The organism is Streptomyces sp. NPDC085946, assembly GCF_044540485.1.
Classification (GTDB): Bacteria; Actinomycetota; Actinomycetes; order Streptomycetales; family Streptomycetaceae; genus Streptomyces.
Map to the genome: position 1 here is coordinate 362385 of NZ_JBITSF010000006.1, position 26240 is coordinate 388624.

A 26240-nucleotide genomic window follows, 5' to 3' on the forward strand; every position below is an offset into this window, starting at 1 on the left:
CCCTGTACGGGCGAAAACGCCCTGAAGTGCCCCGATGTTCCGGTGCACGGTGTTCTGTCTGGTGCTGCGGGCCTCCACGCGCATCGCCCGCAACAGGTCTTCTTCTCGCCGCCGACCGGCCGGGCCCGGGCTCTGCCGTCCGGGTCCGGCCCGCCTGTCAGTCGGCGGCGCCCGCGGGCTCGGGGACCTGGACGGTCCCTCCGGGCCCGCCGTCGTCTTCCCGGCTCCCCGCGCCGGCGCCCCCGCGGTCGTCGTCGTCCACGCCGGGGCCTCCCGTCTGCTCCCTGAGTTCCGCGATCGCGGCCTCGAAGTCCTCGAGCGAGTCGAAGGCCCGGTAGACCGAGGCGAACCGCAGGTAGGCGACGAGGTCGAGCTCCTGCAAGGGGCCGAGGATGGCCAGCCCCACGTCGTGGGTGGTCAGCTCGGCGCTGCCCGTGGCGCGCACCGCCTCCTCGACCCGCTGCCCCAGCTGGGCCAGCGCGTCCTCGGTGACGGGCCGCCCCTGGCACGCCTTGCGCACACCGTTGATGATCTTGGTGCGGCTGAACGGCTCGGTGACGCCCGACCGCTTGACCACCATGAGCGAGCACGTCTCCACGGTCGTGAACCGACGGGAGCAGTCAGGGCACTGACGGCGCCTGCGGATCGACGTGCCGTCGTCGGTCGTACGGCTGTCGACGACACGGCTGTCGGGGTGCCTGCAGAAGGGGCAGTGCATGAACTCCGAACCCTCCTCACAGCAGACTCAACAGCCTCGCCGGGCCTCATCGGCCCCGCGAAGCAGCCCCAAGCATAGGCGATCACCGAGGGCCCGAAGACCCGGGGCACCACAACTTCTGGGCCGCTGTGGCCATCCAACCACTAGATGTGGTGATTGGCTCACACATACACGCCCTGCACGCGTGTCGCTCCGGTCCGTGCAGGCGACGCGTGCCGACCGTGTCGCACCAGCCACACGGAGCACACGCGCGCCGTCGCGTCGCATGCGGAGAAGCGGTGATCGCCGCGCGGAGGGGAGGTGCGGTTCCCGGGCGGACTCCTGGCACACGGGGGGTCGCTCCCCTGCGGAGCCGGTGCCGGATGGCACACTGGGGCCGCGGCTCACGGGCCGGCACCCCGGCGGTGAAGAGTACAGCAATGGACTGTTTTGTCCGCCGAGGGCAGGAGCGGCCGATACACCTGGACACCTGGTCACGTCAGGCGATTCGCGTTTTTTCACTCGAACGTGTGTTTGGCGCAACCTTTCGAAAGCAACTACCGTTGTGCAGCAGGGAGACCATCGAGAGGGGCCGACGTGACCACCACCGCAGACAGTGCCACCATCACTGCCCAGGACCGCTCCCAGGGCCGACTCGAGCCGGTGCATGCGATGAACGAAGCCAGTCCCGAAGGGCACAAGCGCTCCCTGCCGGGCCGACCTCCCGGCATCCGGGCGGACAGCTCGGGGCTCACCGACCGCCAGCGCCGCGTGATCGAGGTCATCAGGGATTCGGTGCAGCGCCGCGGCTACCCGCCGTCCATGCGGGAGATCGGCCAGGCGGTCGGCCTGTCCAGCACCTCCTCCGTGGCGCACCAGCTGATGGCACTGGAGCGCAAGGGTTTCCTGCGCCGCGACCCGCACCGTCCGCGCGCCTACGAGGTGCGGGGCTCGGACCAGGCCGCGTCGGTCCAGCCCACGGACACCGCGGGCAAGCCCGCCGCGTCGTACGTCCCGCTGGTCGGCCGGATCGCCGCCGGTGGCCCGATCCTCGCGGAGGAGTCCGTCGAGGACGTCTTCCCCCTCCCCCGGCAGCTGGTCGGCGACGGTGAGCTGTTCGTGCTGAAGGTCGTCGGCGACTCCATGATCGAGGCCGCGATCTGCGACGGCGACTGGGTCACGGTCCGCCGTCAGCCCGTCGCCGAGAACGGCGACATCGTGGCCGCGATGCTCGACGGCGAGGCCACCGTCAAGCGCTTCAAGCGCGAGGACGGCCACGTCTGGCTCCTCCCGCACAACTCGGCCTACGAGCCGATCCCCGGCGACGACGCGACCATCCTCGGCAAGGTGGTGGCCGTTCTGCGTCGCGTCTGAGCGCGCCGGCCGGGCGGTCGCCGCGTCGATCCGCCCCTCCAGACCGGGCCCCGGGACCTCTGCGCCGGTTCCGGGGCCCTGCGCTGCCCCGGCCTTCGCGGCGGGTCAGTGCGGCACCGGGGGCCCGCCGCACCGCCACGGGCCCCCGGTTTCGCGCGTCAGCCCGCTTCCGACTGCTTCGCCGCCGCGTCGATCGCGGCCAGTGACCTGCGGACCTGGTTGCGGTCCGTCGTGTACCAGAAGTCGGGCAGCGACGCCTTCAGATAGCTCCCGTACCGGGCCGTGGCCAGCCGCTGGTCCAGGACCGCGACGACGCCGCGGTCTCCGGACGCCCGGACCAGGCGGCCGGCGCCCTGGGCCATGAGGAGCGCCGCGTGGGTCGCGGCGACCGCCATGAAGCCGTTGCCGCCGGCCTCCTCCACCGCCTTCTGGCGGGCGCTCATCAGCGGGTCGTCCGGGCGGGGGAACGGGATCTTGTCCATCACGACCAGCTGGCAGCTGGGGCCCGGCACGTCGACGCCCTGCCAGAGGGAGAGCGTGCCGAACAGGCAGGTCGCGGGGTCGGCCGCGAAGTTCTTGATCAGCTCGCCGAGGGTCTCCTCGCCCTGGAGCAGGATCGGGTACTCCGGGATCCGGGAGCGCAGCTCCTCGGCGGCCAGCTGGGCCGCCCGCATCGAGGAGAAGAGCCCGAGCGTGCGGCCGCCGGCCGCCTGGATCAGTTCCGTGAGCTCGTCGAGCATGTCGGCGCGGTCGCCGTCCCGCGCGGGCCGCGCCAGGTGCTTGGCGACGTAGAGGATGCCCTGCTTGCGGTAGTCGAAGGGCGATCCGACGTCGATGCCCTTCCACTGCGGGAGGTCGTCGCCCTCGGTGCCCTCGGGGGGAAGGCCCAGGGAGGCGCCGATGCCGTTGAAGTCGCCGCCCAGCTTCAGGGTCGCGGACGTCAGGACGACGGAGCGGTCCGTGAAGAGCTTCTCGCGCAGCAGGCCCGACACGGACATCGGGGCGACGCGCAGGGAGGCGCCGAAGCGGTCGTGGCGCTCGTACCAGACGACGTCCCACTCGGAGCCGTTGGTGATGCGCTCCGCCACGTCGTGGACGCTCTCCACCGAGGCCAGCGCCTGCTTGCGGACCGCGTCCTCGTCCTGGACGGACTTGTCCCGGGTGGCGCCGATCGCGGAGATCACCGTGCGGCAGGCGTCGCGCAGGGCCATGAGCGCGTAGCCGAGGTCCTCGGGGATCTCCTCCAGGCGGCCGGGCAGGGCCAGCTCCATCAGTCGTTCGAAGCCCTCGGCGGCGGTCTGGAGCTGGTCGGCGGCCTTCTCGTCGACGAGCTTGGCGGCGCGGCGCACCGCGCGGTTGACCTGGCCGGGCGTCAGCTCGCCGGTGGCGACGCCGGTGACCCGGGAGACCAGCTCGTGCGCCTCGTCGACGATCAGCACCTCGTGCTGCGGCAGGACCGGGGCGCCCTCGATGGCGTCGATCGCGAGCAGCGCGTGGTTGGTGACGACGACCTCCGCGAGCTTGGCGTGCTCGCGGGCCGTCTCGGCGAAGCACTCGGCGCCGTAGGCGCACTTCGAGGCGCCCAGGCACTCGCGTGACGACACCGACACCTGGGACCAGGCGCGGTCCGAGACGCCGGGCGTGAGGTCGTCGCGGTCCCCGCTCTCCGTCTCGTCCGCCCAGTCGCGCAGCCGCAGCAGGTCCTGGCCCAGCCTGCTGGTGGGGGCGGCCGCCTCGAACTGGTCGAAGAGGCCCTCCTCCTCGTCCTGGGGGACGCCTTCGTGGAGGCGGTGCAGGCACAGGTAGTTGGACCTGCCCTTGAGCATCGCGAACTCCGGGCGGCGGCGCAGCAGCGGGTGCAGCGCCTCGACCGTGCGCGGCAGGTCCCGCTCCACGAGCTGGCGCTGCAGGGCCAGTGTGGCCGTCGCCACGACGACCCGCTCCCCGTGCGCGAGGGCGGGCACGAGGTAGCCCATCGACTTTCCGGTGCCGGTACCGGCCTGCACCAGCAGATGGGAGCCGTCGTCGATCGCCTCCGCGACGGCTTCGGCCATGGCCACCTGACCGGGGCGCTCCGTACCGCCGACGGCGGCGACGGCGGCGTGCAGGAGTTCGTGGAGTGAGGGCTTCGTCATAGCGCGACCACCCTACGGCCCAGCACTGACAAACGGGCGATCACGGCGGGGGCGGGGGATGTGATCACGACGAAGGGCTCCTGGGGTGGAGGCGGTTCGGCCGGGCGGCGTGCCCGTCGGGAGAGCGAGGTCACACGCACCGTCACAGCGCCGCGCGGGGCGACCGGTCCCGGGCCACCGGGGCGGCCCGCTCGCCGGGCGGCCCCGGTCCCGGCGGAGAACCGGAAACCGGCGGCCGGGAAGGCGGCGACGGACGGGACGTCGCGGAGGCCGGGTTCCGCGACGACGCGGGCGCAGGCGGGCCGCCTGTCGAGCGCGGGGCCGGCGACGGCTCCGAGCAGGGCGCCGCCGAGGCCGCGGCCGCGGTGGGCGGCGGCGCCGATGAGGAGGTGGCGGCCGGTGTCGTGCGGCCGGACCGGGCAGCGACGGGCCGGCGGATCGAGGTCCGCCCGGTGGATCTCCCCGTGGCTCACGGGCGTGGCGTCCGGTACGCCGACGCAGGGCACGCCGCGTCCGTCGCCGGCGAGCCGGGCCCGTACGTGCTGTTCGGTCGTGTCCTGCGGTCCGGACGGCTGCCAGGAGGCCGCGACGGCGGGGGCGTTCATGCAGCGGGCGATGCGTGCGAGGTCGCGTACGGGACGCACCGGGACGAGGGGGAACACGCCCGCCGGTGTGCCGCCGGTCGGGCCGCGGCCGGCGACGCGGTCGAGGAGGTCGTCGCGGGCCGCGGCCACGAGGGTGCCGTCGGCCGTGCCGACGCGGGAGCCGCCGGTGCGGAGGCCGGGGCGCTCCGCGCCCGGGACGCGTCCGCGGTCCTCCGGCTCGGCGGCCGGGGCCGCCAGGCGCTCGTCCGGCAGGCGCGGATCGACGGTGTCCTCCCCGTCCCCGCTCGCCTCCTCCCGCTCGTGCGCCGGGCTCCCGTGGCGCGGTCCCCGGGTGTCCTCCCCGGTGCCCGGCCGGCGGCGGGCGCCGGACCGGCCGGGGGACGGACCGGCACCGGGACCTGGGGGCCGGCGGAGCGGCGGGGCCGGGCGGGGGTGCGGTCGTCGGATGCGGGGAGGGTGGTCACGGCGGTTCCTCAGGGGTCGATCAGGGTGGTGCCCGCGGTGGCGGGCCGGCGCGTACCGGGAGCGTTCCCGGGCGGGAACGCCCCCGCCTAACAGCCGCGCGCGCAGGAGAGGGCGGGCGCGCGGTCCGCCCGGCACGGGCGTCGCGGGGCGACCCGTACGGCTACGCGTCGCGGGGCGACCCGTACGGCTACGCATGGCCGGTCCGGCTCCGGGCCGCTGCCCGCACCGCGTCGGCCAGCCGGTCCAGCACCGCGGCCGCCTGCTCGTCGGTGATGGTCAGCGGCGGCAGGAGCCGTACGACACCGGCGTGGCGGCCGCCGAGTTCGACGATCAGCCCGCGCCGCAGGCACTCCTGCTGCACCGCCGCGGCGAGTCCGGGAGCGACGGGACGCGGTCCCCGCGCGGCGCCCGGCCCTACCGGCCCGTCTCCCACGCCCTCCGGACCGCCGGCCGGGGCAGGGCGACCGCCGTCCTCCGCCTCCCCGTCGGGGTCCACCAGCTCGACGCCGATCATCAGGCCGCGGCCCCGCACGTCGCCGATGCACGGGTACTCCCGCGCCAGCTCACGGAGTTGGGCCAGCATGCGGGAGCCCAGGGCGGCCGCGCGTTCGGCGAGGCGGTTCTCGCGTACGTGGGCGAGGGTGGCCGCACCCGCGGCCATGGCGAGCTGGTTGCCGCGGAACGTTCCGGCGTGGGCGCCGGGTCCCACGTCGAGGTCCTCGCGGTACACCACGACGGCCAGCGGCAGGCTGCCCCCGATGGCCTTGGACAGCACCATCACGTCGGGGGTGACGCCGCTGTGCTCCACCGCCCAGAACGCGCCGGTGCGCCCGACGCCGGTCTGGGACTCGTCGGCGATCAGCGGGACGGAGCGGACCGCCGTGATCTGCCGCACGCGCCGCAGCCAGCTGTCGGGGGCGGGGATCACCCCGCCCTCGCCCTGCACGGGCTCGACGATCATCCCGGCCGGCAGCGGCACGCCCGACTCGGGGTCGTCGAGGACGGACTCGGCCCAGCGGGCGGCGAGTTCGGCCCCGCGTTCGCCGCCGACCCCGAACGGGCAGCGGTAGTCCTGCGGGTAGGGCAGGCGGGCCACCCGCACGTCGCGGGCGTCGCCGGACGCGTCGAGCGCCCCGGCGGCCGTCCCGTGGCCGGCGTCGGCGAACGCGACCAGCCCGCTCCGCCCGGTCGCGGCCCGGACGAGGGCGAAGGCGGCCTCCATCGCGTCGGTGCCGGCCGGTCCGCAGAACCGCACGCGGGCCCGGTCGGCGAACCCGGCCGGCAGGGTGCGGAACAGCTCGGTGACGAAGGCGTCCTCGACGGGTGTCGCCAGGCCGAGGACGTGCAGCGGGGCGCCCGAGTCGATGACCTTCCGGATGGCCTCCAGCACGACCGGGTGGTTGTGCCCGAGGGCGAGCGTGCCGGCCCCGGAGAGGCAGTCCAGGTAACGGCGGCCGTCCGCGCCCTCGATGGTCAGCCCGCGGGCCCGCACCGGCACGATCGGCAGGGCCCGGGCGTAGGTGCGGGCCGCGGACTCCCGCGCGGACTGGCGCCGCAGGACCCCCTCGTGCGCCACGCCCGTCCCCGAACGCGTCTCACCGGCACCGCACTCCGGCACGGCCTGCACGGACGCCCGTCCCCCGTACGCGGATTCGTCCACGACTTCCGTCCTCCCACGGTCCTTCCCGCTGTGCCGGGGCGACTCGGAGCGACGTCTGGCACGACCACGGGCACGGGGGACCGCCCCTCGGCAGCAGACCCCCACCCCTACCAACCACCGACCGCTCACGGGGTTACGGGTCGCGCCGAAAACCCTGTGGCGAGGGGAGGTCGGCAGCGCGCACTCCGGCGCGTGGGCGCGCGCCCACGCGCCGGCGCTCCCCGTGTCCCGACGTCCGCCCGCTGTCCCGGCGCACTCCCCGGTCCCCAGCGACCGCCCGCGCCCCGGCACCGGCCCGCATGCGCCGCGTTCCTCACGGCTCCGCGGCCCTGCCGGCATGACCGGTCCGTGGCGGGGTAGTTGGACCGAGGGCCAGGTCAGACCGCTTGTAGCCGAACCGTTGCCGTTCCGTGGGGCGTGCCCCACAGCGAGCGCATAGTGTGTGGTGCCGTTCCCGGCGCCGTGGGCCGGCCGCCCTCGACCCGAGTCCGGCGGGCGCACCACGGCCGAGGCACCACGTTCGTCCACAGCAGGGGGAGTCAGATCATGCGATCCACACGGCCGTCGTCCACCGCTCGCCGCAGGAGGACGGCGCGCCGCACGGCCTCCCCCCTGCTGTCCGCCGTCGCCCTCGCCTCGGCGCTCGCGCTCACCGCCACCGCCTGCGGCTCGGGCGACACCACGGCGGGCGGTGAGGCCACCGCGACCGCGTCCGACGACGGCAAGCTGCGGATCCCGGACGACATCAGGGACCGGCTCAAGGAACACGGGATCGACATCGACAAGTGGCGGGACGGCGCCTGGAAGAACTGGGACCGGGACGACTGGCTGCGCGAGGCCAACGAGTTCGTCAACCCGATCATCGAAGGGCTGTGGGACCCCGACCGCATGCGGGAGGCCGAGGAGCCGGCCGACCAGGGCGTCGACGACGGCGACCTCTCCGGTGACCGGGGCGTGACCGACCCGGCCCCGCGGCCGGTCGACGCGCAGGCCGTACCGGCGTCGTACCACGCCAACGCGCCCACCGCCGGCAAGGTGTTCTTCGACTCCCCCGAGGGCACGATGGTCTGCTCGGCGACGGTCGTGGAGGATCCGGCCAACCCCGGCAAGTCCAACCTGGTGTGGACGGCGGGCCACTGCGTGCACGCCGGCCAGAAGGGCGGCTGGTACCGGAACATCGCGTTCGTGCCCTCGTACAACGACGCCGGCCGGTCCGCCCGGGAGCTGGCGGACGCCACCCGCGAGGACGTCGCTCCCTACGGCGTCTGGTGGGGCGACTGGGCGCAGACCTCCGACCAGTGGATCGAGCGGGGCGGCGCGACCGGCGGGGACGGCGCCGCGTACGACTTCGCCGTCATCCACGTGACGCCGGAGGAGGGCAGCGGCGGCAAGTCGCTGGAGGAGACGGTCGGTTCGGCGCTCCCGGTGGACTTCCGGGCCCCGGCCGTGCCGCAGGTGGAGAGCGTCACCGCGATCGGCTACCCGGCCGCGCCGCCCTACGACGGCGAGACGCTGTTCCGGTGCCAGGACCGGCCGGGACGGCTGTCGATCGACGCGGCGGACCCGACGATGTACCGCATCGGCTGCAGCATGACCGCCGGTTCGTCCGGCGGCGGCTGGGTGGCCACGGGGTCGGACGGCAGGCCCGCGCTGGTCTCCAACACCTCGATCGGCCCGGTGACGTCGGGCTGGCTGGCCGGTCCGCGGCTGGGCGCGGAGGCCAAGGGCGTGTACGACGCCGTCAGCCGCAAGTTCGCCGGGCAGTGACCGGCCGCTGAGCACGCGCGGCGGCGGGGTGGTCCACGGACCCGTGGAACCTCCATCGCCCCGCCGCCGTCCGTCCCGACTCCACGGGCACAGTGGGGTGTCGCGTTCGAAGGGCCGACCGGGCCCGCGCCGACGCGACAAGCACAGGACACCGGCAGCAAGGCCGGACCCACCACCAGGCATCACCTTCGCACGCTTCAACGGGGGTCACCGCACCATGCGTTCCACACGTACGCCCGCAGCGCCCGGGCGGGCGCCACGCACCGTCCTCGCCGCCACCGGGCTCGTCGCCGCCCTGGCGCTCACCGCCACCGCCTGCGGCGGCTCGACCGGGGACACGGCGGGCGACAAGCCGGGCGCCACCCCGTCCCGGGCCGCCGCCGACGGCGCCGGCGAGGCCGGGCTCCCGGCGGACCTCGCCGGCCGGCTCAAGGAGCACGGCATCGACGTCGACCGGTGGAAGGAGGGCGGCTGGAAGGACTGGGACCGGGACAAGTGGCTCAGCGAGGCCGAGGACTTCGTCAACCCGGTGATCGAGGGCCTGTGGAAGCCGGAGCGGATGCGGTCCGCGCAGGAGGCCGACAAGACGGTCACGACGAAGGACGCGGCGGCCGGCCGGGGCGTCAGCGACCCGGAGCCCGCGCCCGTCCGGGCCACCGCTGAGAAGACGCCCTACCACCGGAACGCCGCGCCCGTCGGCAAGGTCTTCTTCGACTCCCCCGACGGCCCGGCCGTCTGCTCCGGCACGGTCGTCAAGGACGTCAACCACCCGGGCAGGTCCAACCTGGTCTGGACGGCCGGCCACTGCGTGCACGCCGGCGGCGACGGCGGCTGGTACCGCAACATCGTCTTCGTCCCGGCCTACAACGACCTGGGCAAGTCCGACGCGGAACTGGCCCGGGCCACTCCCGCGGAGATCGCCCCGTACGGCAACTGGTGGGCGGACTGGGCCTCGACCTCCCACCAGTGGATCCGGGGCGGCTCGGAAACGGGCGGCGACGGCGCCCCGTACGACTACGCCGTGCTGCACGTGAAGCCGGAGCAGGGCACCAAGTCCCTGGAGGAGACGGTCGGCGCCGCCCTGGACATCGACTTCTCCGCCCCGTCCGCGGCCGAGGCCGGGAAGACGGGCGCCTGGGGCTACCCGGCGGCGCCGCCGTACGACGGCCTGCAGATGTTCAAGTGCCTCGACGTGCCCGGCCGCCTCTCGCTCGGCCCCGCCCTGCCGACGATGCACCGCATCGGCTGCTCCATGACCGGCGGTTCCTCCGGCGGCGGCTGGTTCCGGGTGCGGGACGGCAGGACCGTCCTGGTCTCCAACACGTCCATCGGGCCGGCCGACAACACCTGGCTGGCCGGCCCGCAGCTGGGCCCGGACGCGGAGGCGCTCTACCAGAACATGAGCAAGACCTACGGCGGCCGGTGACCGGTCCGTCCGCACACGCCGAAGGCCCGCCCCGTCGTCGGGGCGGGCCTTCGGCGTGTCACAGGCCGGTCAGCGGAGCACGGCGCGCGGCACCACTCGGCGCACGGCTCAGGCGGCCGGCGCCGGGACGTACGGCGCGAGTTCCGCCGCCAGCTCCTCGTGCACGCGCACCTTGAGCAGGGTGCCCTCCGCGGTGTGCTCCTCGGAGATCACCTCGCCCTCGTCGTGGGCACGGGCGACCAGCTTGCCGTGGGTGTACGGCACCAGCGCCTCGATCTCGACCGCCGGGCGCGGCAGCTCGTTGTCGATGAGCGCGAGCAGGTCGGCGATGCCCTGGCCGGTGCGGGCGGAGACCGCGATCGAGTGCTTCTCGTTGCGCAGCAGCCGCTGGAGCACCAGCGGGTCGGCCGCGTCCGCCTTGTTGATCACGACGATCTCGGGCACGTCGGTGGCGCCGACGTCCCTGATCACCTCGCGCACGGCGGCCAGCTGCTCCTCCGGGGTCGGGTGCGAACCGTCCACCACGTGCAGGATCAGGTCGGAGTCGCCGACCTCCTCCATCGTGGAGCGGAACGCCTCGACCAGGTGGTGGGGCAGGTGGCGGACGAACCCGACCGTGTCGGCCAGGGTGTACAGCCGCCCGCTCGGGGTCTCGGCCCGGCGCACGGTCGGGTCGAGGGTCGCGAACAGGGCGTTCTCGACCAGCACGCCCGCGCCCGTGAGGCGGTTGAGCAGCGAGGACTTGCCGGCGTTGGTGTAGCCCGCGATGGCGACGGAGGGCACCTTGTGGCGGCGCCGCTCCTGGCGCTTGATGTCGCGGCCGGTCTTCATCTCCGCGATCTCCCGGCGCATCTTCGCCATCTTCTCGCGGATCCGGCGCCGGTCCGTCTCGATCTTGGTCTCACCGGGACCACGGGTGGCGAGGCCGCCGCCCTTGCCGCCGCCCATCTGCCGGGACAGCGACTGACCCCAGCCGCGGAGCCTCGGCAGCATGTACTGCATCTGCGCGAGCGCGACCTGCGCCTTGCCCTCACGGGACTTGGCGTGCTGGGCGAAGATGTCGAGGATCAGGGCCGTACGGTCGATGACCTTGACCTTGACGACGTCCTCGAGGTGGATGAGCTGGCCCGGGCTGAGCTCACCGTCGCAGATGACGGTGTCCGCGCCCGTCTCGATGACGACGTCGCGCAGCTCCTCGGCCTTGCCGGAGCCGATGTAGGTCGCCGCGTCGGGCTTGTCGCGGCGCTGGATCACGCCGTCGAGCACGAGGGCGCCCGCCGTCTCCGCGAGCGCGGCGAGCTCCGCGAGGGAGTTCTCCGCGTCCTGCACGGTTCCCGAGGTCCACACGCCGACGAGCACGACCCGCTCCAGGCGGAGCTGGCGGTACTCGACCTCGGTGACGTCCTCGAGCTCGGTGGAGAGGCCCGCCACGCGGCGCAGGGCCGCGCGCTCGGAGCGGTCGAACTGGTCGCCGTCCCGCTCTCCGTCGATCTCGTGGCTCCAGGCGACGTCCTCTTCCATCAGGGCATCGGCCCGAAGGCCCTCGGGGTAGGTGTACGCGAGGCGCTTGCTGTCCTGGGAAGGGGATGAAGAGGAGGTCATTGGATCCTTTGCGTCGATGGGAAACCGTCCTGCGGTGACGGAGCGGGGCCCCGGGTGGTCCGGAACCGCCGGATCTGGTCCGTCACTGTCCACAACGCACGGGTACCCCGGGAGATTCCCGTGTCCCGTGCCGCGCCGACCTGACGATGGTCGCACGGCACGGGCCGTCTCGTCACCGTGTTATCGGGCGGCCGGCTTCCAGTCCGGGTGGCCCGGCATCGGCGGGGTCTTCTCGCCGTACAGCCAGCCCTGCAGGAAGGGGCCCAGGTCACGGCCGGCGGTCTGGGAGGCGAGGCGGACGAAGTCCCCGGTGCCGGCCGTGCCGTCCCGGTGCAGGCCGACCCAGGCCCGTTCCACGCGCTCGAAGGCCGGGCGGCCGATCTCCTGGCGCAGGGCGTACAGCACGAGCGCGGCGCCGTCGTACACGTTCGCCCGGAAGATGCCGGTCTTCCGCCCGGGCTCGGGCGCCTTGGGGGCCGCGGGCGGTCCGCCGGCCGCGCGCCAGCGGTCGGAGGCGCCGTAGGCGGCCTTCATCCGCTGCTCCAGCGGCTTCCCCGCCTTCTCCTCCGCGTACAGCGCCTCGTACCAGGTGGCGTGCCCCTCGTTGAGCCACAGGTCGGACCAGGTGCGGGGGCTGACGCTGTTGCCGAACCACTGGTGGGCCAGCTCGTGGACCATGACCGAGTCGACGTACCACTCGGGGTAGGCGTCGTCGGTGAACATCTCCCGCTCGAAGAGGGAGAGCGTCTGCGTCTCCAGGGCGAAGCCGGTGGAGACGTCGGCCATGAGCAGGCCGTACGTCTCGAAGGGGTAGCGCCCGACCTTCTCCTCCATCCAGGCGATCTGGTCGGGCGTCTTCGCCAGCCACGGTTCGAGCGCCGCGCGGTGCCGGGTGGGGACGACGTCCCGTACGGGCAGTCCGTCCGGGCCGGTGCGGTGCAGGACGGTGGAGCGGCCGATGGACACCTGGGCGAGTTCGGTGGCCATGGGGTGCCGGGTCCGGTACGTCCAGGTGGTCGTGCCGCCGGCCCGGTCGACCCCGGTGGGCAGGCCGCTCGCGACGGCGGTGTGGCCGTCGGGCGCGGTGACCCGGACGGTGAACAGCGCCTTGTCGGAGGGGTGGTCGTTGCACGGGAACACCAGGTGGGCCGCGTCGGCCTGGTTGGCGAGGGCCAGGCCGTCGGCGGTGCGCAGCCAGCCGCCCTCGCGGTCCTTCGCCGGGCGGGGGTCACTGGTGTGCCGCACGGTGATCCGCATCCGGTCGCCCTCGGACGGCGGGTCCTCGGGCGTGATCACCAGGTCCTCGCCGGAGCTGCCGAAGGCGGCGGGTTCGCCGTCGACCTCCACCGAGCGGACGGTGCCGTGGGCGAAGTCGAGGTTGACGCGGTCCAGGTCGGTGGTGGCCCGGGCGTCGATCGTGGTGACGGCGTCGAGGGGTCTGTCGTTGGTGCCGGAGTAGTGGAAGGCGAGGTCGTACGACGTCACGTCGTATCCGGGGTTGCCCAGGTACGGGAAGAGGCGGTCGCCGACCCCGAGCGGGACCGCGGGGGCGCTCGCGGCGACGAGGCAGACGGAGACGGCGGAGGCCAGCAGTGCCGCGGCCGACCTGCGGCGACGGGTGCGGGAGGGCCGGGTGCGAGGGGTGTGCAGCATGCCCTCACGGCTATCAGCGCGCGCGGGCGCGACGGCGGCGGCGCGCGCCCGGCCCACCCGAACCGGGGACCGGTGCCTGCGCCGGCTGCCGCGTTCCCGGCCCTCCGGTGCACTCCGGGCCTCAGGCTCCCGGCGGCTGCGGCTGGGGCTGCGCCCGGCTCACGTCGTACACGCCGGGCACGTTGCGCATGGCGCGCATGAGGACGGGCAGGTGGGCGGCGTCCGGGAGCTGGACGGTGTAGGTGTGGCGGACCTGCTGCTGGGTGGGCGGTTCGACGGTCGCGGAGACGATCTCGGCGCCCTCCTGGGCCATCGCCTCGGTGAGGTCGGCGAGCAGGTGCGGGCGGACGAACGATTCGGCGACGAGCGTGACCCGGCACTCGGCGGTGTCGCCCCAGCGCACGCCGACCTCCGCACGCCCCGCGCCCTTCATGCGCGCCACCCCCGCGCATCCCACGCGGTGCACCGTCACCACTCCCCCGCGCACGGCGAAGCCGGTGATCTCGTCGGGCGGTACGGGCGTGCAGCAGCCGGCCAGCCGTACGGTCGTGCCGGGCCGGTCGACGAGGACGTCGGCGCCGGCGGAGCGCGCGGCCGGGGTCTCCGGGGCGGGTGCCTCGACGGCCGGCCGGGGCGCGGCGGTCTCCTCGGCCTCGTCCCGCCCGCCCTGCGCCGGGTGGGTCGCCAGCCACCGCTGGATGGCGATGCGGGCGGCGGGCGTGCGGGCGTGCTCCAGCCACTCCCGGGACGGCTCGGAGGCCGGGTCCTGGCCCATGAGGAGCTGGACGGTGTCGCCGTCCTTCAGGACGGTGCTCAGCGTCGCCAGCCGCCCGTTGACGCGGGCGCCGATGCACGCGTGCGCGTCCTCTCCGTACTGCGCGTACGCGGCGTCCACGCAGGTGGCGCCCTCGGGCAGGCCCAGCGTCCCGCCGTCGGGCCGGAAGACGGTGATCTCGCGGTCCTGGGCGAGGTCCTGGCGCAGGGTGGACCAGAAGGTGTCGGGGTCGGGCGCGGCGCGCTGCCATTCGAGGAGGCGGGAGAGCCAGCCGGGGCGGGTGGGGTCGACGCGCTCGCCGTCGGCCGGGTCGTCGGGCGCGGGCGCGTACGGGTTGCCGAGGGCGACGACGCCGGCCTCGGCGACCTTGTGCATCTGGTGGGTCCGGACGAGGACCTCGACGACCTGGCCGTCCTCCCGGGCGACGGCGGTGTGCAGCGACTGGTAGAGGTTGAACTTCGGTACGGCGATGAAGTCCTTGAACTCCGAGACGACCGGCGTCAGACAGGTGTGCAGTTCGCCGAGGACGGCGTAGCAGTCGGCGTCCTCGTTCACCAGGACCAGCACGCGGCCGAAGTCGGCGCCGCGCAGCCGGCCGCGTTTGCGGGAGACCCGGTGCACGGAGACGAAGTGCCGGGGCCGGATGAGGACTTCGGCCGGGATGTCGGCCTCCCGCAGGACTCCGCGCACCTCGTCGGCGACCTCGGCGAGCGGGTCGTCCGCGCGGGAGGCGTTCTGGACGATCAGCTCCCGGGTGCGCTCGTACTCCTCGGGGTGCAGGATCGCGAAGACGAGGTCTTCCAGTTCGGTCTTGAGCGCCTGGACGCCGAGCCGTTCGGCGAGCGGGATGAGGACGTCGCGGGTCACCTTGGCGATGCGCTCCTGTTTCTCGGGGCGCATGACGCCGAGGGTGCGCATGTTGTGCAGCCGGTCGGCGAGTTTGATCGACATCACGCGGACGTCGTTGCCGGTGGCGACGAGCATCTTGCGGAAGGTCTCGGGCTCGGCGGCGGCGCCGTAGTCGACCTTCTCCAGCTTGGTGACGCCGTCGACGAGGTAGCGCACCTCCTCGCCGAACTGCTCGCCGACCTGATCGAGCGTCACCTCCGTGTCCTCGACGGTGTCGTGGAGCAGGGAGGCGGTCAACGTGGTGGTCTCGGCGCCGAGTTCGGCGAGGATCAGGGTCACGGCGAGCGGGTGCGTGATGTACGGCTCGCCGCTCTTGCGCATCTGGCCGCGGTGCGAGGACTCGGCCAGGACGTAGGCCCGGCGCAGGGGTTCGAGGTCGGCGTCGGGGTGGTGGGCGCGGTGGGCGTCCACGACGTGGCCGATGGCGTCGGGCAGCCGGCCGCGGGCGGCCGGGCCGAGCAGCGCGGCGCGGCCCAGGCGGCGCAGATCGAGCCGGGGGCGGGCCTTCCTGCGTGGCGCGGCCGGTGTGACGGGCCCTGACAGGGCGCCTGCCACCGGCACTGGGGTCGCGGGATTCGTGGCCTCCGCACTCATGGGCACCTCCGGCTGCGTGGACCGGCGGACGGGGAGCCCCAGGGCGGACACGGCTCCAGGGGCGGCGTCGGTCCCCCGTCCGGGCCGGTGCTTGATGCTACCGAGCCCATCACGTGCGGCTGACCGCCTCTCGCCGAGCGTGAAACGGATCACCCATTCGAGCGAAGGCTTGCAGGTTTACGTTTTCGTGCCACGGGCCTCGCGGCGCCGCGCGGTCCCGGCCGGGTGGCGCGCACCGCGCGGCACCCGATCTCAGGCCCTGTCGCGGACGGCGCGGTCCAGCCACGCCGCGTCGATCTCGCCCTCGGCGACGATCACCGCGGGGCCGGTCATCTCGATCGCGCCGTCGGGGTGCTCGGTGATGACCAGGGTGCCGCCGGGGAGGTCCACGGTGTAGGTGGCGGGGGCGCCGGTCACCGCCGGGTCGACGCCGTCACGGCGGGCGGCGGCCACGGCGACCGCGCACGCGCCCGTGCCGCACGAACGGGTCTCGCCGGCACCGCGCTCGTGCACGCGCAGCGCGACGTGCCGGGGGCCGCGGTCGACCACGAACTCCACGTTCACCCCGTCCGGGTAGGCGGCGGCCGGGCTGAACGGCGGCGGGGAGAGCAGGCTGCCCGCGTGCGCCAGGTCCTCCACGAAGGCCACCGCGTGCGGGTTGCCCATGTTCACGTTGCGCGCGGGCCAGCTGCGCCCGCCGACGCTGACCGTGACCTCGCCCTGCGGCAGCAGCGCCTTGCCCATGCCGACGGTGATGTCACCCGCGGCGCCGTCCCCGGACCCGCCCTTGGCGATGTGCACGGTCTTCACGCCGCCGCGCGTGGCGACCGCGAGGTCCCCCTCGGAGGCGTGTCCGGCGCGCTGGAGGTAGCGGGCGAACACCCGGACCCCGTTGCCGCACATCTCCGCGATCGAGCCGTCGCCGTTGCGGTAGTCCATGAACCACTCGGCCTCGGCCGCCATGTGCCGTGCCTCGGGGTGCGCGGCGGAGCGCACCACGTGGAGCAGTCCGTCACCGCCGATGCCCGCGCGGCGGTCGCACAGCGCGGCGACGGCGGCCGGGGACAGGTCGAGGGTGTTCTCCGGGTCGGGGACGATCACGAAGTCGTTCTCGGTGCCGTGACCCTTGAGGAAGGCGATCCGCGTGCTCATCCCTCGATCGTACGGGCTGGGCGGGACGGCGCGCCGGGGCCGGGGTGCCGGCCGGCGGTCAGCGGTCGGCGGTCGGCGGTCAGCGCAGACGTGCCACGCGCCAGACGGCGAGCACCACCACGACGATCACGACCAGGGCGTACGCGAGCACCACCCGCCAGTCGGGACGGCGGCCCGAGCCGCGCTGCGGCAGGCCCGGCCAGGTGGAACCCACCCGGCGGGCGGCCATCATGCCCCAGCCGGCCGCGCACGAGCAGATCAGCAGCCCGAGCATCGCGATCACGGCCCCGCTGTCGCCGAAGTCGAAAGCGAGCGGGAAGGCGAACATCAGCGACCCGACCGCGGCCAGGCCCACGATGGGGGCGAGCTGCCACAGGCGCAGCCGGCGCTGCGGGCGCAGCTCGACCTCGACCTCCTCGCCGCCCGCGAACATCTCCTCGGGCTCGGGGCCGTCGGCGGTCACGCCGCCCTGCGTCTCGTCGGGCCCGTCCGGGCTCAGACGGTCCGCTTCCTGTTCCCCGGCGCCCCGGTCGGGGGTGACGGGTTCGCTGCTTCGTGCGGTGTCGCGAGGGCCGGCCTCCATCGCCACGCGCCCTCCCAACTAGGACTCCACTTGGTCGATCGAAGCTCGATGATGGCACGGCACCGGGAGCCGGGATGTCGGCCAGGGCGTCCCGATGCCATGACGTGATCAGGCTGTAACCGGTCGTTCGACCAACGACAGCGCGCGCCGGGGAAGTTCCCCGAGGTCCGCCGCGGCCCCACTCAACCAGTGCACCCGCGGATCGCGCCTGAACCACGTGTCCTGGCGGCGCGCGAAGCGTTTGGTGGCACGGACGGTCTCGGCCCGGGCCTCCTCCAGGGTGCACTCCCCGGCGAGCGCCGCGAGGATCTGCTGGTAGCCGAGCGCGCGCGACGCCGTACGCCCCTCGCGCAGCCCTTGCGCCTCCAGTGCGCGCACCTCGTCGACGAGGCCCGCCTCCCACATCCGGTCGACCCGGCGCGCGATGCGCTCGTCCAGCTCGGGACGGGCGACGTCGACGCCGATCTGCACGGTGTCGTAGACGGAGTCGTGGCCGGGGAGGTTGGCGGTGAAGGGCTTGCCGGTGATCTCGATCACCTCCAGGGCCCGGACGATGCGGCGGCCGTTGCCGGGCAGGATGGCGCGCGCGGCCTCGGGGTCGGCGGCGGCCAGGCGGGCGTGCAGCGCCCCGGGGCCGCGCAGCGCGAGCTCCTCCTCCAGCCGGGCCCGGACCTCGGGGTCGGTGCCGGGGAACTCCAGGTTGTCGACGGCCCCGCGCACGTACAGGCCGGAACCGCCGACCAGGACCGGCCAGCGCCCCTCGGCGAGCAGGGCGTCGATCCGCTCGCGGGCGAGCCGCTGGTACTCGGCGACGGAGGCGGTGACGGTCACGTCCCAGACGTCCAGGAGGTGGTGCGGGACGCCGCCGCGCTCCTCGGGCGTCAGCTTGGCGGTGCCGATGTCCATCCCTCGGTAGAGCTGCATGGAGTCGGCGTTGACGACCTCGCCGCCGAGCCGCTGGGCCAGGAAGACGCCCAGATCGGACTTTCCGGCCGCGGTCGGTCCGACGACGGCGATGACGCGGGGGGCGGGGGGTGCGCTGCTCACCGGCACAGTCTCGCAAACCCCGGAGCGTGACCTCGAACGAGTTACGTGACGGCACGTGCCCGGAGTCGTTGCCCGTTGCGAGGTTCCTGCCGCCGGATCACCGAGGCGGTGGCCCGGGCCGCGCGCGAACGGACGCACCGGGCGACGCGGGATTTCGCCCGCACGAGTAACGTTGGAGTTGATATGGGCATTTTCGCACGACTTCTCCGGAGGTCGAAGGCCACGGAGGAGGCGGCGTCCGCCGAGGCGCGGGCCGACGCACCGGAGGCCGGGCCCGAGGCGGCGCGGCGGACCGGGACCGAGGACGCGAAGGGGACCGAGGACGCGAAGGGGTCGGCCGAGGAGCCGGAGTCCGCGGGGTCCTCGCCCGCCGAGGCCGGTGACGCCGCGGGCGTCGAGATCCCCAAGCAGCAGTCCACCGACAAGGCCGCCGACAACGAGGCCGGCGAGGGCGCCCGCACGTAGGACCGCCCCGCGGGAAGGTGCACCATGGGTCTCCTGGACAGCATGAAGGCCAGGCTGGGCCCGGCCAAGGGCCGGGTCTCCGGCCTCGCGCAGCGGCACGAGGACACGATCGCGCACGGCCTGGACAGGGCCGCCCGGGCCGTCGACAAGAGGACCAGGGGCAAGTACAGCGACAAGATCCAGAGGGGCACGGGCAGGGCGAAGGGGGCCCTGGACCGACTGGCGCACAAGGACGGGCCAGGGCCCGGCGGCACCGGGCCGGTCGGCACGGGACCCGGCGGCGCCGGAACGGCCGGTACGGGACCGGGCGGCGCCGGACCCGGCACCGCACCGGGCGGCGCCACGCCGCCGGCGACTCCACCACCGCCCGTCTCCTGAACGGCAGCACGGCGGACGGCCGCGGGGCACGACAGCCCGCGGCCGTCCGCCGTTCTTCTGGCGTCCGCCGTTCTTCCGCCGTCCGCCGTTCTTCTGCCGTCCGCCGTTCTTCTGCCGTCCGCCGTTCTGCGCGGGCACCCGTGCGGCGGGGAGGGGCGGCGGAGGCGGGTCCGGCGCGCGGCCGGTGTCACGAGGGCGGTGGTGCGACGACGTCCTACGACCAGGTCGCCACGATGTACCCGACGCCGTAGGGCGCGTCCTCGTACAGCAGCGTGCCGTTCAGGGACGTGCCCTCGGCGGCGCCCGCGAGGACCTGCCACGGGGCGCGGCCGGACACCTTCAGCTCGCGCGCCAGCGCGGTGTCCAGGGCCGTCAGGGCGGCCGGGTCCGCGGCCCCGAGCGCACGCGCCGCCTCGGCGTCGAAGGGCGCCGCCCGCTCGTCGAGGTATCCCGGTGCCTTGAGCGTGCGGCACGCGCTGGCGTCGCCCATCACCAGCAGGGCCACCCGCCCGGCCCGCGCACCGACTCCCCGCCCGATCCGGGCGCACTGCTCCGGCGCGAGGGACTCCCCCACGCCGAGTCCGTCGACCGGGGCGTCGGTCCACCCGGTCCGCTCCAGCAGCCACGCGGCCACGGCGAGGCCGTACGGCAGCCGCGGCCCGCCGCCCGTGTCCGCTTCCCCGGGTACGTCGTCCGCGCCCAGGCGCACGTCGAGGTCGACGCCGAAGCCGCGGAACGAGCCCGGCGTGCCCTGCGGGTACTCCTCGGGTCCGCCGCTCTCCGCGGGCCCGACGACCACCAGCCGGTCGGGCCGGGCGGCGGCGAGCAGGCCCAGCGCGTCCGTGCACGCGGCACGCGCGGCGTCCAGCTCGGGTGCGGCGCCCGCGGCGACCTCGGGCACGAGGAGGGGCGGGCAGGGGCAGACTGCGGCGGCGACAAGCATGATCGGCAGCGTAACGCGCGGCGGGGCCGCGGCCGGTGGTCAGCCCCGTCGCGGCTCGCCGCCGTCCCGCCCCCGGTCCTCGACCAGCACGTCCGTCGGGCCGGGGCGGAGCGGCGTCACCGCGGCCGGCCGGTGCCGGGGCGGGCGGTGACGCGTCACGCCGGCCGGCGGGAAGGCCGGCCCGCACGCGTGCCGCGCGTGCGGTGAGCTGCGCGGGGCGGGCCTTCCCGCCGGTGCCCGGTCTCCGGTCTCCGGTGTCAGTCGCAGCCGCAGCCGCTCGCGACGGCCGGCAGCGGCGCGGGCGCGGGCGCGCCGATCTTCGGCAGGCCCAGCATCACGCCCGCCGGCTTGGCCTGCTCGGCGGCGTTGCGCTTCTCCCAGGCGTCGCCCGCGCGCGTGCGGCGCACGGACAGCACGGGGCCCTCGGCGAGGAGGTGGTGCGGGGCGGCGTAGGTGACCTCGACCGTGACGACGTCGCCGGGGCGGACGTCCTGCTCCGGCTTGGTGAAGTGCACCAGGCGGTTGTCGGGGGCACGGCCGGAGAGGCGGTGGGTGGTGCCGTCCTTGCGGCCCTCGCCCTCGGCGACCATGAGCTCCAGGGTGCGGCCGACCTGCTTCTTGTTCTCCTCCCAGGAGATCTCCTCCTGGAGGGCGACCAGACGCTCGTACCGCTCCTGGACGACCTTCTTGGGGATCTGGTCCTCCATCTCGGCGGCCGGGGTGCCCGGGCGCTTGGAGTACTGGAAGGTGAAGGCCTGCGCGAAACGGGCCTCGCGCACCACGTGGAGCGTCTGCTCGAAGTCCTCCTCGGTCTCGCCGGGGAAGCCCACGATGATGTCGGTCGTGATCGCGGCGTGCGGGATGGCCGCCCGGACCTTCTCGATGATGCCGAGGTAGCGCTCCTGGCGGTAGGAGCGGCGCATCGCCTTCAGGACCGTGTCCGAACCGGACTGGAGCGGCATGTGCAGCTGCGGCATCACGTTCGGCGTCTCGGCCATGGCGGCGATGACGTCGTCGGTGAAGTCGCGCGGGTGCGGGGAGGTGAAGCGCACGCGCTCCAGGCCGTCGATGGTGCCGCAGGCCCGCAGCAGCTTGCTGAAGGCCTCGCGGTCGCCGATGTCGGAGCCGTACGCGTTGACGTTCTGGCCGAGCAGGGTGATCTCGGAGACGCCCTCGCCGACCAGCGCCTCGATCTCGGCGAGGATGTCGCCGGGCCGCCGGTCCTTCTCCTTGCCGCGCAGCGCGGGGACGATGCAGAAGGTGCAGGTGTTGTTGCAGCCGACGGAGATCGACACCCAGGCCGCGTACGCGCTCTCGCGCCGGGTCGGCAGCGTGGAGGGGAACGCCTCCAGCGACTCGGCGATCTCGACCTGCGCCTCCTCCTGCACGCGCGCGCGTTCCAGCAGGACCGGCAGCTTGCCGATGTTGTGCGTGCCGAAGACGACGTCCACCCAGGGCGCCCGCTTCACGATGGTGTCGCGGTCCTTCTGCGCCAGGCAGCCGCCGACCGCGATCTGCATCCCCGGCCGCCGGGCCTTCTTCGGGGCGAGGTGGCCGAGGTTGCCGTACAGCTTGTTGTCGGCGTTCTCGCGGACCGCGCAGGTGTTGAAGACGACGACGTCGGCGTCGCCGTCCGAGCCCTCGGGGGCGCGCACGTACCCGGCGTCCTCCAGCAGCCCGGCCAATCGCTCGGAGTCGTGGACGTTCATCTGGCACCCGTAGGTGCGTACCTCATACGTGCGCGTGCCGCCCACTGACTGGCTCCGGTCGATGCTGGTGGTCATGCCTCAAGGGTAGGCGGTCGCCGAAGTGCCCCGGGCCGCCTGTGGACAACCCGCTCACGGCTCGATCAGACCCGCGCGGATCGCGTACCGGGTCAGTTCGAGGCGGTCCCGGGCGCCGAGTTTCTGCAGGAGGTTGGCGCGGTGGCGTTCGACCGTCTTGGCGCTGATGAAGAGGAGTGCGCCGATCTCCCTGGAGGTGTGGCCCTCCGCCACCAGCTTGAGGATCTCCTCCTCGCGTTCGGTGATGGCCCGCCGCGGCAGGCCGTCGCCGCGGCGCAGGCGGTCGAGGTAGGAGCGGACCAGGGCCCGTTCGGCGCCCGGGTAGATGAACGGCTCGTCGCGCACGGCCGCCCGGCACGCCTCCACCAGGTCGCGGTCTGCGACCGACTTCAGGACGTAGCCGCAGGCCCCGGCCTTGAGCGCCTCGAAGAAGTACTGCTCGTTGTCGTACATGGTCAGGATCAGGATGCGCAGGTCCGGCAGGCGGCGGGAGAGTTCGCGGGCCGCCTGGAGGCCGGTCGTGCGGGGCATGGCGATGTCCAGGACGGCCAGGTCCACGGCGGTCTCCCGCGCGCGGGCCACCGCCTCCGTGCCGTCCCCGGCCTCGGCGACGACCGTCAGGTCCGGTTCGCCGTCGAGGATGAGGCGCACGCCCCGGCGCACGAGGGTGTGGTCGTCGGCGAGCAGGACGCGGATCGGGGCCGGGGCGGGATCCGGTGCGGGCATCAGCGGGTCTCCGCCGGGACGGGTATGCGCAGGCGCACGTCGGTGCCCCGGCCGGGGGCCGGGGCGAGGGTGAGGGCGGCGCCGATGAGCAGGGCGCGTTCGCGCATGCCGGTGATGCCGGCGCCCTCCGGGGCCGCGCCGAGGCCGGTGCCGTCGTCCCGGACCAGGAGCTCGACGCCGCCCGCGACCGGCCGGAGGCGCAGTTCGGCCCGGTCGGCGGCGGCGTGCCGGGCCGTGTTGGTCAGACTTTCCTGGGCCACCCGGTAGACCACGAGTTCCGACTCCGCGGACAGGGGAGGCAGCGCGCCGTGCAGCCGGTGACCGACCGTCAGCCCGTGCTCGGTGAACTCGGCCGCCAGCGAGCGCAGGGCGCTGGGCAGGCCGAGTTCCTCCAGGACGCCGGGGCGCAGGCGGCGGGCGATGCGGCGGATCTCGTCCAGGCCGGCCCGGGTGGCCTCCTGCGCCTGGTGCACCTCCGCGCGCAGGTCGGCGGGCGCCCGGTCCGCGACGCGCTTGAGCTGGAGGAGGACGGCGGTCAGGGTCTGGCCGACCTCGTCGTGGAGTTCGCGCGCGATGCGGTGGCGTTCGCGTTCCTGCGCGGACAGCGCCCGGCCCGCGCCCGCCGCGCGCTCGGCCTCCAGACGGTCGAGCATCGTGTTGTACGTCGTGATGAGCTCCGCCGCCTCCGCGGGACCGGCGACCGCCGCGCGGGCCCCGGGGCGCAGCAGGTCGGCGGTGGCCATGGCCCGGCCCAGCCGGTGCAGCGGGGCGAGTCCGTAGCGCAGCACGAGGGCGTTGCCGGCCAGCAGCGCCGTGAGGCCGGCGAGGAGGACGAGGGCCTCACCCGGCAGGACGGGGGTGGACACGGTGACCGGGCCCAGCAGCAGCGCGGTGGCGGCGACCAGGCCCGCCGCGTTGAGCGAGAAGATCCGCCAGAACAGCGACACGTGTCCCGCTCCGCTCCTTCCCCGGCTCGCGCCCGTCACCACCGTCTCCAGACCGGCCGCGCGCAGCCGGCCGCGTATATCCGTCACAACACCCATGTCGTCACCGTATGGGGGGATGGCAGCATCGGTTCCGGCCCCTCCGGCCCCTCCGGCCACCGGGCCACCGGGCCACCGCACGTCACACCGGCACCGGCGCCACCACGCCGCTGCCACCACCACCGTCAGCCACCACCGTCACTAACAGTCACCATCACCGTCACCGACAGATGTCCCGCCGAGGAACAAGGGGAAGAAACGTGTCCGCTCCACGCCTGAGGGCGACGCCGCTGCCGGGTATCGGGGTCCAGTACGACCTCGTGACCCGCGAACACCGCCACCTGTCGGTGGTGGCCCACCGCGACGGCACCCGCACGGTGAGCGTGTACCGGGCCGACGATCCCGACTCCTGCGCGCAGTCGCTGCGGCTGACCGGTGCGGAGACGGCCTCGCTGATCGACGCGCTGAAGCCGTCCCACCACAGCGCGAGCCTGCTCCACACCTCGGACCTGGGGCTGGTCGCCGAGCGGGTCGAGGTGGCCGCGACCTCGCACTGGAACGGCCGGCTGCTGGGCGACACGCGGATGCGCACCGAGACGGGCGCGTCGGTCGTGGCGGTGCTGCGGCGGGCGGCGGCGATCCCGTCGCCGGCGCCGGGCTTCCGGCTGGCGGGCGGGGACATCCTGATCGTCATCGGCACCCGCGAGGGCGTCGACGCCGCCGCGGCGATACTCGGTCGGGAGTGACGCGGTGCACTCGTCCGCCGTCCTGCTGATCGAGTTCGGTTCCATCATCCTCGGCCTCGGCCTGCTCGGCCGGGCAGCCGCCCGCTTCCGGTTCTCCCCCATCCCCCTGTACCTGCTCGCCGGTCTGGCGTTCGGCGAGGGCGGGCTGCTGCCGCTGGGCGCGAGCGAGGAGTTCATCGCCACGGGCGCCGAGATCGGCGTCATCCTGCTGCTGCTGATGCTGGGCCTGGAGTACACGGCCGGCGATCTGGTCACCAACCTCAAGGCGCACTACCCGGCGGGCCTGGTGGACTGCGCGCTCAACGCCCTGCCGGGCGCGGCGGTGGCGCTGCTGCTCGGCTGGGGTCCGGTGGCGGCCGTCGTCCTGGCCGGGGTCACCTGGATCTCGTCGTCGGGCGTCATCGCCAAGGTCCTCGGCGACCTGGGCCGGGTCGGCAACCGGGAGACGCCGGTGATCCTCAGCGTCCTGGTCCTGGAGGACCTGGCCATGGCGGTGTACCTGCCGATCGTCACGGCCCTGGTGGCGGGGGCCGGGCTGCTGGCCGGGAGCCTGACCCTGGCGATCGCGCTGGGCGCGGCCGGGCTGGTGCTCTTCCTGGCGGTGCGCTACGGCCGGGTGATCTCCCGGTTCGTCTCCAGCGACGACCCGGAGAAGCTGCTGCTGGTCGTCCTCGGCCTGACGATCTTGGTCGCGGGCGTCGCGCAGCAGCTGCAGGTGTCGGCGGCGGTCGGCGCCTTCCTGGTGGGCATCGCGCTGTCCGGTGAGGTCGCCGAGGGCGCGCACACGCTGCTGAGTCCGCTGCGCGACCTCTTCGCCGCGGTCTTCTTCGTCTTCTTCGGCCTGCACACGGACCCGTCGAGCATCCCGCCCGTGCTGCTGCCCGCCCTCGGGCTGGCCGCCGTGACGGCCGTGACGAAGATCGCCACCGGCTACTGGGCGGCCCGGCGGGCCGGGATCTCCGTCAGGGGCCGCTGGCGCGCGGGCGGTGCCCTGGTGGCGCGCGGCGAGTTCTCGATCGTCATCGCCGGACTGGCGGTCTCGGCGGGCATCGAGCCGTCCCTGGGCCCGCTGGCCACCGCCTACGTCCTCATCCTGGTGATCCTCGGGCCGCTCACCGCCCGCTACACCGAGCCGCTGGCCGGCTGGTGGATCCGCCGCCGCCCGGCCGCGCCCGGCGACGGCCCGCAGGAGGCGCGGCAGGTGACCGGGGCGGAGGCTTCGGTGGCGGACTGAGGGAACGGGGCGGGGGCGGGGGGGGGGGGCCCCCCCGGGGGGGGGGGGGGGCCCCCCCCCCCCCCCCCCGGCACCCACCCCTGCCGCCGCGGCACGGCGGCCGCGTCCGGGGCCCGGTGGTGCCCGCCCTCCATCGCCTCGCCGTCGGCGCGGCGGCCGGCCCGGCCGTCGGGGCCCGGCTCGGTCACGCCGGAGCGGTGGATCCCGGCGACCGCCTCGTCGAGGCCGCTGCCGTGTGCCGGGGCCGTGCCGTACGCGACGTGGACGACGTCGGCCGGCTCGTGCGCGGGCTTGGCCGGCGGGCCGCGCACCGGCACCGCGGTGACCTCCGCGGCCTCCTCCGCGAGGGGCTCGACGTGGTGCGCGGCCGGTTCCGGCGGGGCCCCGGCCGGTGTGCCGCGGGCGTCCGGCCCGAGGGCGCGGTGCAACGCACGGACCGGGCCGGCGGGCGGGGAGCTCGTGCGGCGACTGCAACGGCCGCCCGTGACAGCCCCCGGCCGGCCCGGACGGCAGCCGGGCAGGGGCACCGGCCGGCAT

The 26240-nt window shown here is 74.6% G+C and carries 22 protein-coding genes; 7 read left to right on the forward strand and 15 right to left on the reverse strand.

Annotation, left to right across the window (positions count from 1 at the left end; all coding sequences use genetic code 11):
* Window positions 1-157 precede the first annotated feature (157 nt).
* Window positions 158-718: a transcriptional regulator NrdR gene (gene nrdR, locus ACIF8T_RS15655; RefSeq protein ID WP_400035223.1), complete on the reverse strand. Its 561-nt coding sequence runs from the start codon at window positions 716-718 to the stop codon at window positions 158-160.
* Between the two features lie 576 nt (window positions 719-1294).
* On the opposite strand from nrdR, the gene lexA reads away from it, so the two are divergent.
* Complete coding sequence (gene lexA, locus ACIF8T_RS15660; RefSeq protein WP_400035225.1) at window positions 1295-2071, forward strand: transcriptional repressor LexA; 777 nt, start codon at window positions 1295-1297, stop codon at window positions 2069-2071.
* A gap of 158 nt (window positions 2072-2229) precedes the next feature.
* On the opposite strand, the gene ACIF8T_RS15665 is transcribed toward lexA, so the two are convergent.
* The 3 genes from ACIF8T_RS15665 to ACIF8T_RS15675 all read right to left on the reverse strand — a co-directional run bounded on the left by ACIF8T_RS15665 (window position 2230) and on the right by ACIF8T_RS15675 (window position 6903).
* On the reverse strand, window positions 2230-4206 hold the full coding sequence (locus tag ACIF8T_RS15665) for an ATP-dependent DNA helicase (RefSeq protein WP_400035227.1): 1977 nt from the start codon (window positions 4204-4206) through the stop codon (window positions 2230-2232).
* Window positions 4203-4940: a GNAT family N-acetyltransferase gene (locus ACIF8T_RS15670; protein WP_400035229.1), complete on the reverse strand. Its 738-nt coding sequence runs from the start codon at window positions 4938-4940 to the stop codon at window positions 4203-4205. Before ACIF8T_RS15670 ends, ACIF8T_RS15665 begins: the two co-directional genes overlap by 4 nt.
* 523 nt (window positions 4941-5463) lie before the next feature.
* A complete protein-coding gene (locus ACIF8T_RS15675) occupies window positions 5464-6903 on the reverse strand; it encodes a diaminobutyrate--2-oxoglutarate transaminase family protein (protein ID WP_400035344.1) in 1440 nt (479 codons plus the stop codon).
* A gap of 579 nt (window positions 6904-7482) precedes the next feature.
* Here ACIF8T_RS15675 and ACIF8T_RS15680 point away from each other — a divergent pair.
* Window positions 7483-8703, forward strand: a complete 1221-nt coding sequence (locus tag ACIF8T_RS15680; RefSeq protein ID WP_400035231.1) for a trypsin-like serine peptidase — start codon at window positions 7483-7485, stop codon at window positions 8701-8703.
* Window positions 8704-8920: 217 nt separating this feature from the next.
* The gene (locus ACIF8T_RS15685) at window positions 8921-10129 is read left to right on the forward strand and encodes a trypsin-like serine peptidase (RefSeq protein WP_400035233.1); all 1209 of its coding nucleotides are present in this window, start codon (window positions 8921-8923) and stop codon (window positions 10127-10129) included.
* 108 nt (window positions 10130-10237) lie between these two features.
* On the opposite strand, the gene hflX is transcribed toward ACIF8T_RS15685, so the two are convergent.
* The 6 genes from hflX to miaA all read right to left on the reverse strand — a co-directional run bounded on the left by hflX (window position 10238) and on the right by miaA (window position 18444).
* Window positions 10238-11731: a GTPase HflX gene (gene hflX / locus ACIF8T_RS15690; protein ID WP_400035235.1), complete on the reverse strand. Its 1494-nt coding sequence runs from the start codon at window positions 11729-11731 to the stop codon at window positions 10238-10240.
* Window positions 11732-11911: 180 nt separating this feature from the next.
* A complete protein-coding gene (locus ACIF8T_RS15695) occupies window positions 11912-13384 on the reverse strand; it encodes a M1 family metallopeptidase (protein WP_400035236.1) in 1473 nt (490 codons plus the stop codon).
* 121 nt (window positions 13385-13505) lie between these two features.
* Window positions 13506-15662, reverse strand: coding sequence for a RelA/SpoT family protein (locus ACIF8T_RS15700; protein WP_400035237.1), 2157 nt, complete (start codon window positions 15660-15662; stop codon window positions 13506-13508).
* A gap of 252 nt (window positions 15663-15914) precedes the next feature.
* Entirely contained in the window at window positions 15915-16814 is a 900-nt protein-coding gene (dapF, locus tag ACIF8T_RS15705) for a diaminopimelate epimerase (RefSeq protein ID WP_400035239.1), read from the reverse strand.
* Between the two features lie 79 nt (window positions 16815-16893).
* Window positions 16894-17397 (reverse strand): hypothetical protein, encoded by a 504-nt coding sequence (locus ACIF8T_RS15710; protein WP_400035346.1) that lies wholly within the window; start codon window positions 17395-17397, stop codon window positions 16894-16896.
* A gap of 108 nt (window positions 17398-17505) precedes the next feature.
* A complete protein-coding gene (miaA, locus tag ACIF8T_RS15715; protein ID WP_400035241.1) occupies window positions 17506-18444 on the reverse strand; it encodes a tRNA (adenosine(37)-N6)-dimethylallyltransferase MiaA in 939 nt (312 codons plus the stop codon).
* A gap of 183 nt (window positions 18445-18627) precedes the next feature.
* Here miaA and ACIF8T_RS15720 point away from each other — a divergent pair, with 183 nt between their 5' ends.
* Both ACIF8T_RS15720 and ACIF8T_RS15725 read left to right on the forward strand, forming a co-directional pair.
* Window positions 18628-18909, forward strand: coding sequence for a hypothetical protein (locus tag ACIF8T_RS15720; RefSeq protein WP_400035243.1), 282 nt, complete (start codon window positions 18628-18630; stop codon window positions 18907-18909).
* Window positions 18910-18933: 24 nt separating this feature from the next.
* Window positions 18934-19287 carry an antitoxin gene (locus ACIF8T_RS15725; protein WP_400035245.1) on the forward strand — a complete coding sequence of 118 codons (354 nt, stop codon included), beginning with the start codon at window positions 18934-18936 and terminating at the stop codon, window positions 19285-19287.
* Between the two features lie 214 nt (window positions 19288-19501).
* Here ACIF8T_RS15725 and ACIF8T_RS15730 read toward each other — a convergent pair whose 3' ends face one another.
* The 4 genes from ACIF8T_RS15730 to ACIF8T_RS15745 all read right to left on the reverse strand — a co-directional run bounded on the left by ACIF8T_RS15730 (window position 19502) and on the right by ACIF8T_RS15745 (window position 23783).
* Complete coding sequence (locus ACIF8T_RS15730) at window positions 19502-20230, reverse strand: class III extradiol dioxygenase subunit B-like domain-containing protein (RefSeq protein WP_400035247.1); 729 nt, start codon at window positions 20228-20230, stop codon at window positions 19502-19504.
* Window positions 20231-20487: 257 nt separating this feature from the next.
* Window positions 20488-22014, reverse strand: a complete 1527-nt coding sequence (gene miaB, locus ACIF8T_RS15735) for a tRNA (N6-isopentenyl adenosine(37)-C2)-methylthiotransferase MiaB (RefSeq protein ID WP_400035249.1) — start codon at window positions 22012-22014, stop codon at window positions 20488-20490.
* A gap of 54 nt (window positions 22015-22068) precedes the next feature.
* Entirely contained in the window at window positions 22069-22740 is a 672-nt protein-coding gene (locus ACIF8T_RS15740) for a response regulator (RefSeq protein ID WP_400035251.1), read from the reverse strand.
* On the reverse strand, window positions 22740-23783 hold the full coding sequence (locus ACIF8T_RS15745) for a sensor histidine kinase (protein ID WP_400035253.1): 1044 nt from the start codon (window positions 23781-23783) through the stop codon (window positions 22740-22742). The genes ACIF8T_RS15740 and ACIF8T_RS15745 overlap by 1 nt, the downstream gene beginning before the upstream one ends.
* Window positions 23784-23983: 200 nt before the next feature.
* On the opposite strand from ACIF8T_RS15745, the gene ACIF8T_RS15750 reads away from it, so the two are divergent.
* Both ACIF8T_RS15750 and ACIF8T_RS15755 read left to right on the forward strand, forming a co-directional pair.
* Entirely contained in the window at window positions 23984-24469 is a 486-nt protein-coding gene (locus ACIF8T_RS15750) for a cation:proton antiporter regulatory subunit (protein WP_400035255.1), read from the forward strand.
* Window positions 24470-24473: 4 nt separating this feature from the next.
* Entirely contained in the window at window positions 24474-25703 is a 1230-nt protein-coding gene (locus tag ACIF8T_RS15755; protein ID WP_400035257.1) for a cation:proton antiporter, read from the forward strand.
* Here ACIF8T_RS15755 and ACIF8T_RS15760 read toward each other — a convergent pair.
* Window positions 25592-26230 (reverse strand): hypothetical protein, encoded by a 639-nt coding sequence (locus ACIF8T_RS15760; protein WP_400035259.1) that lies wholly within the window; start codon window positions 26228-26230, stop codon window positions 25592-25594. The two genes, ACIF8T_RS15755 and ACIF8T_RS15760, sit on opposite strands and share 112 nt — an antisense overlap.
* Window positions 26231-26240: the final 10 nt, after the last annotated feature.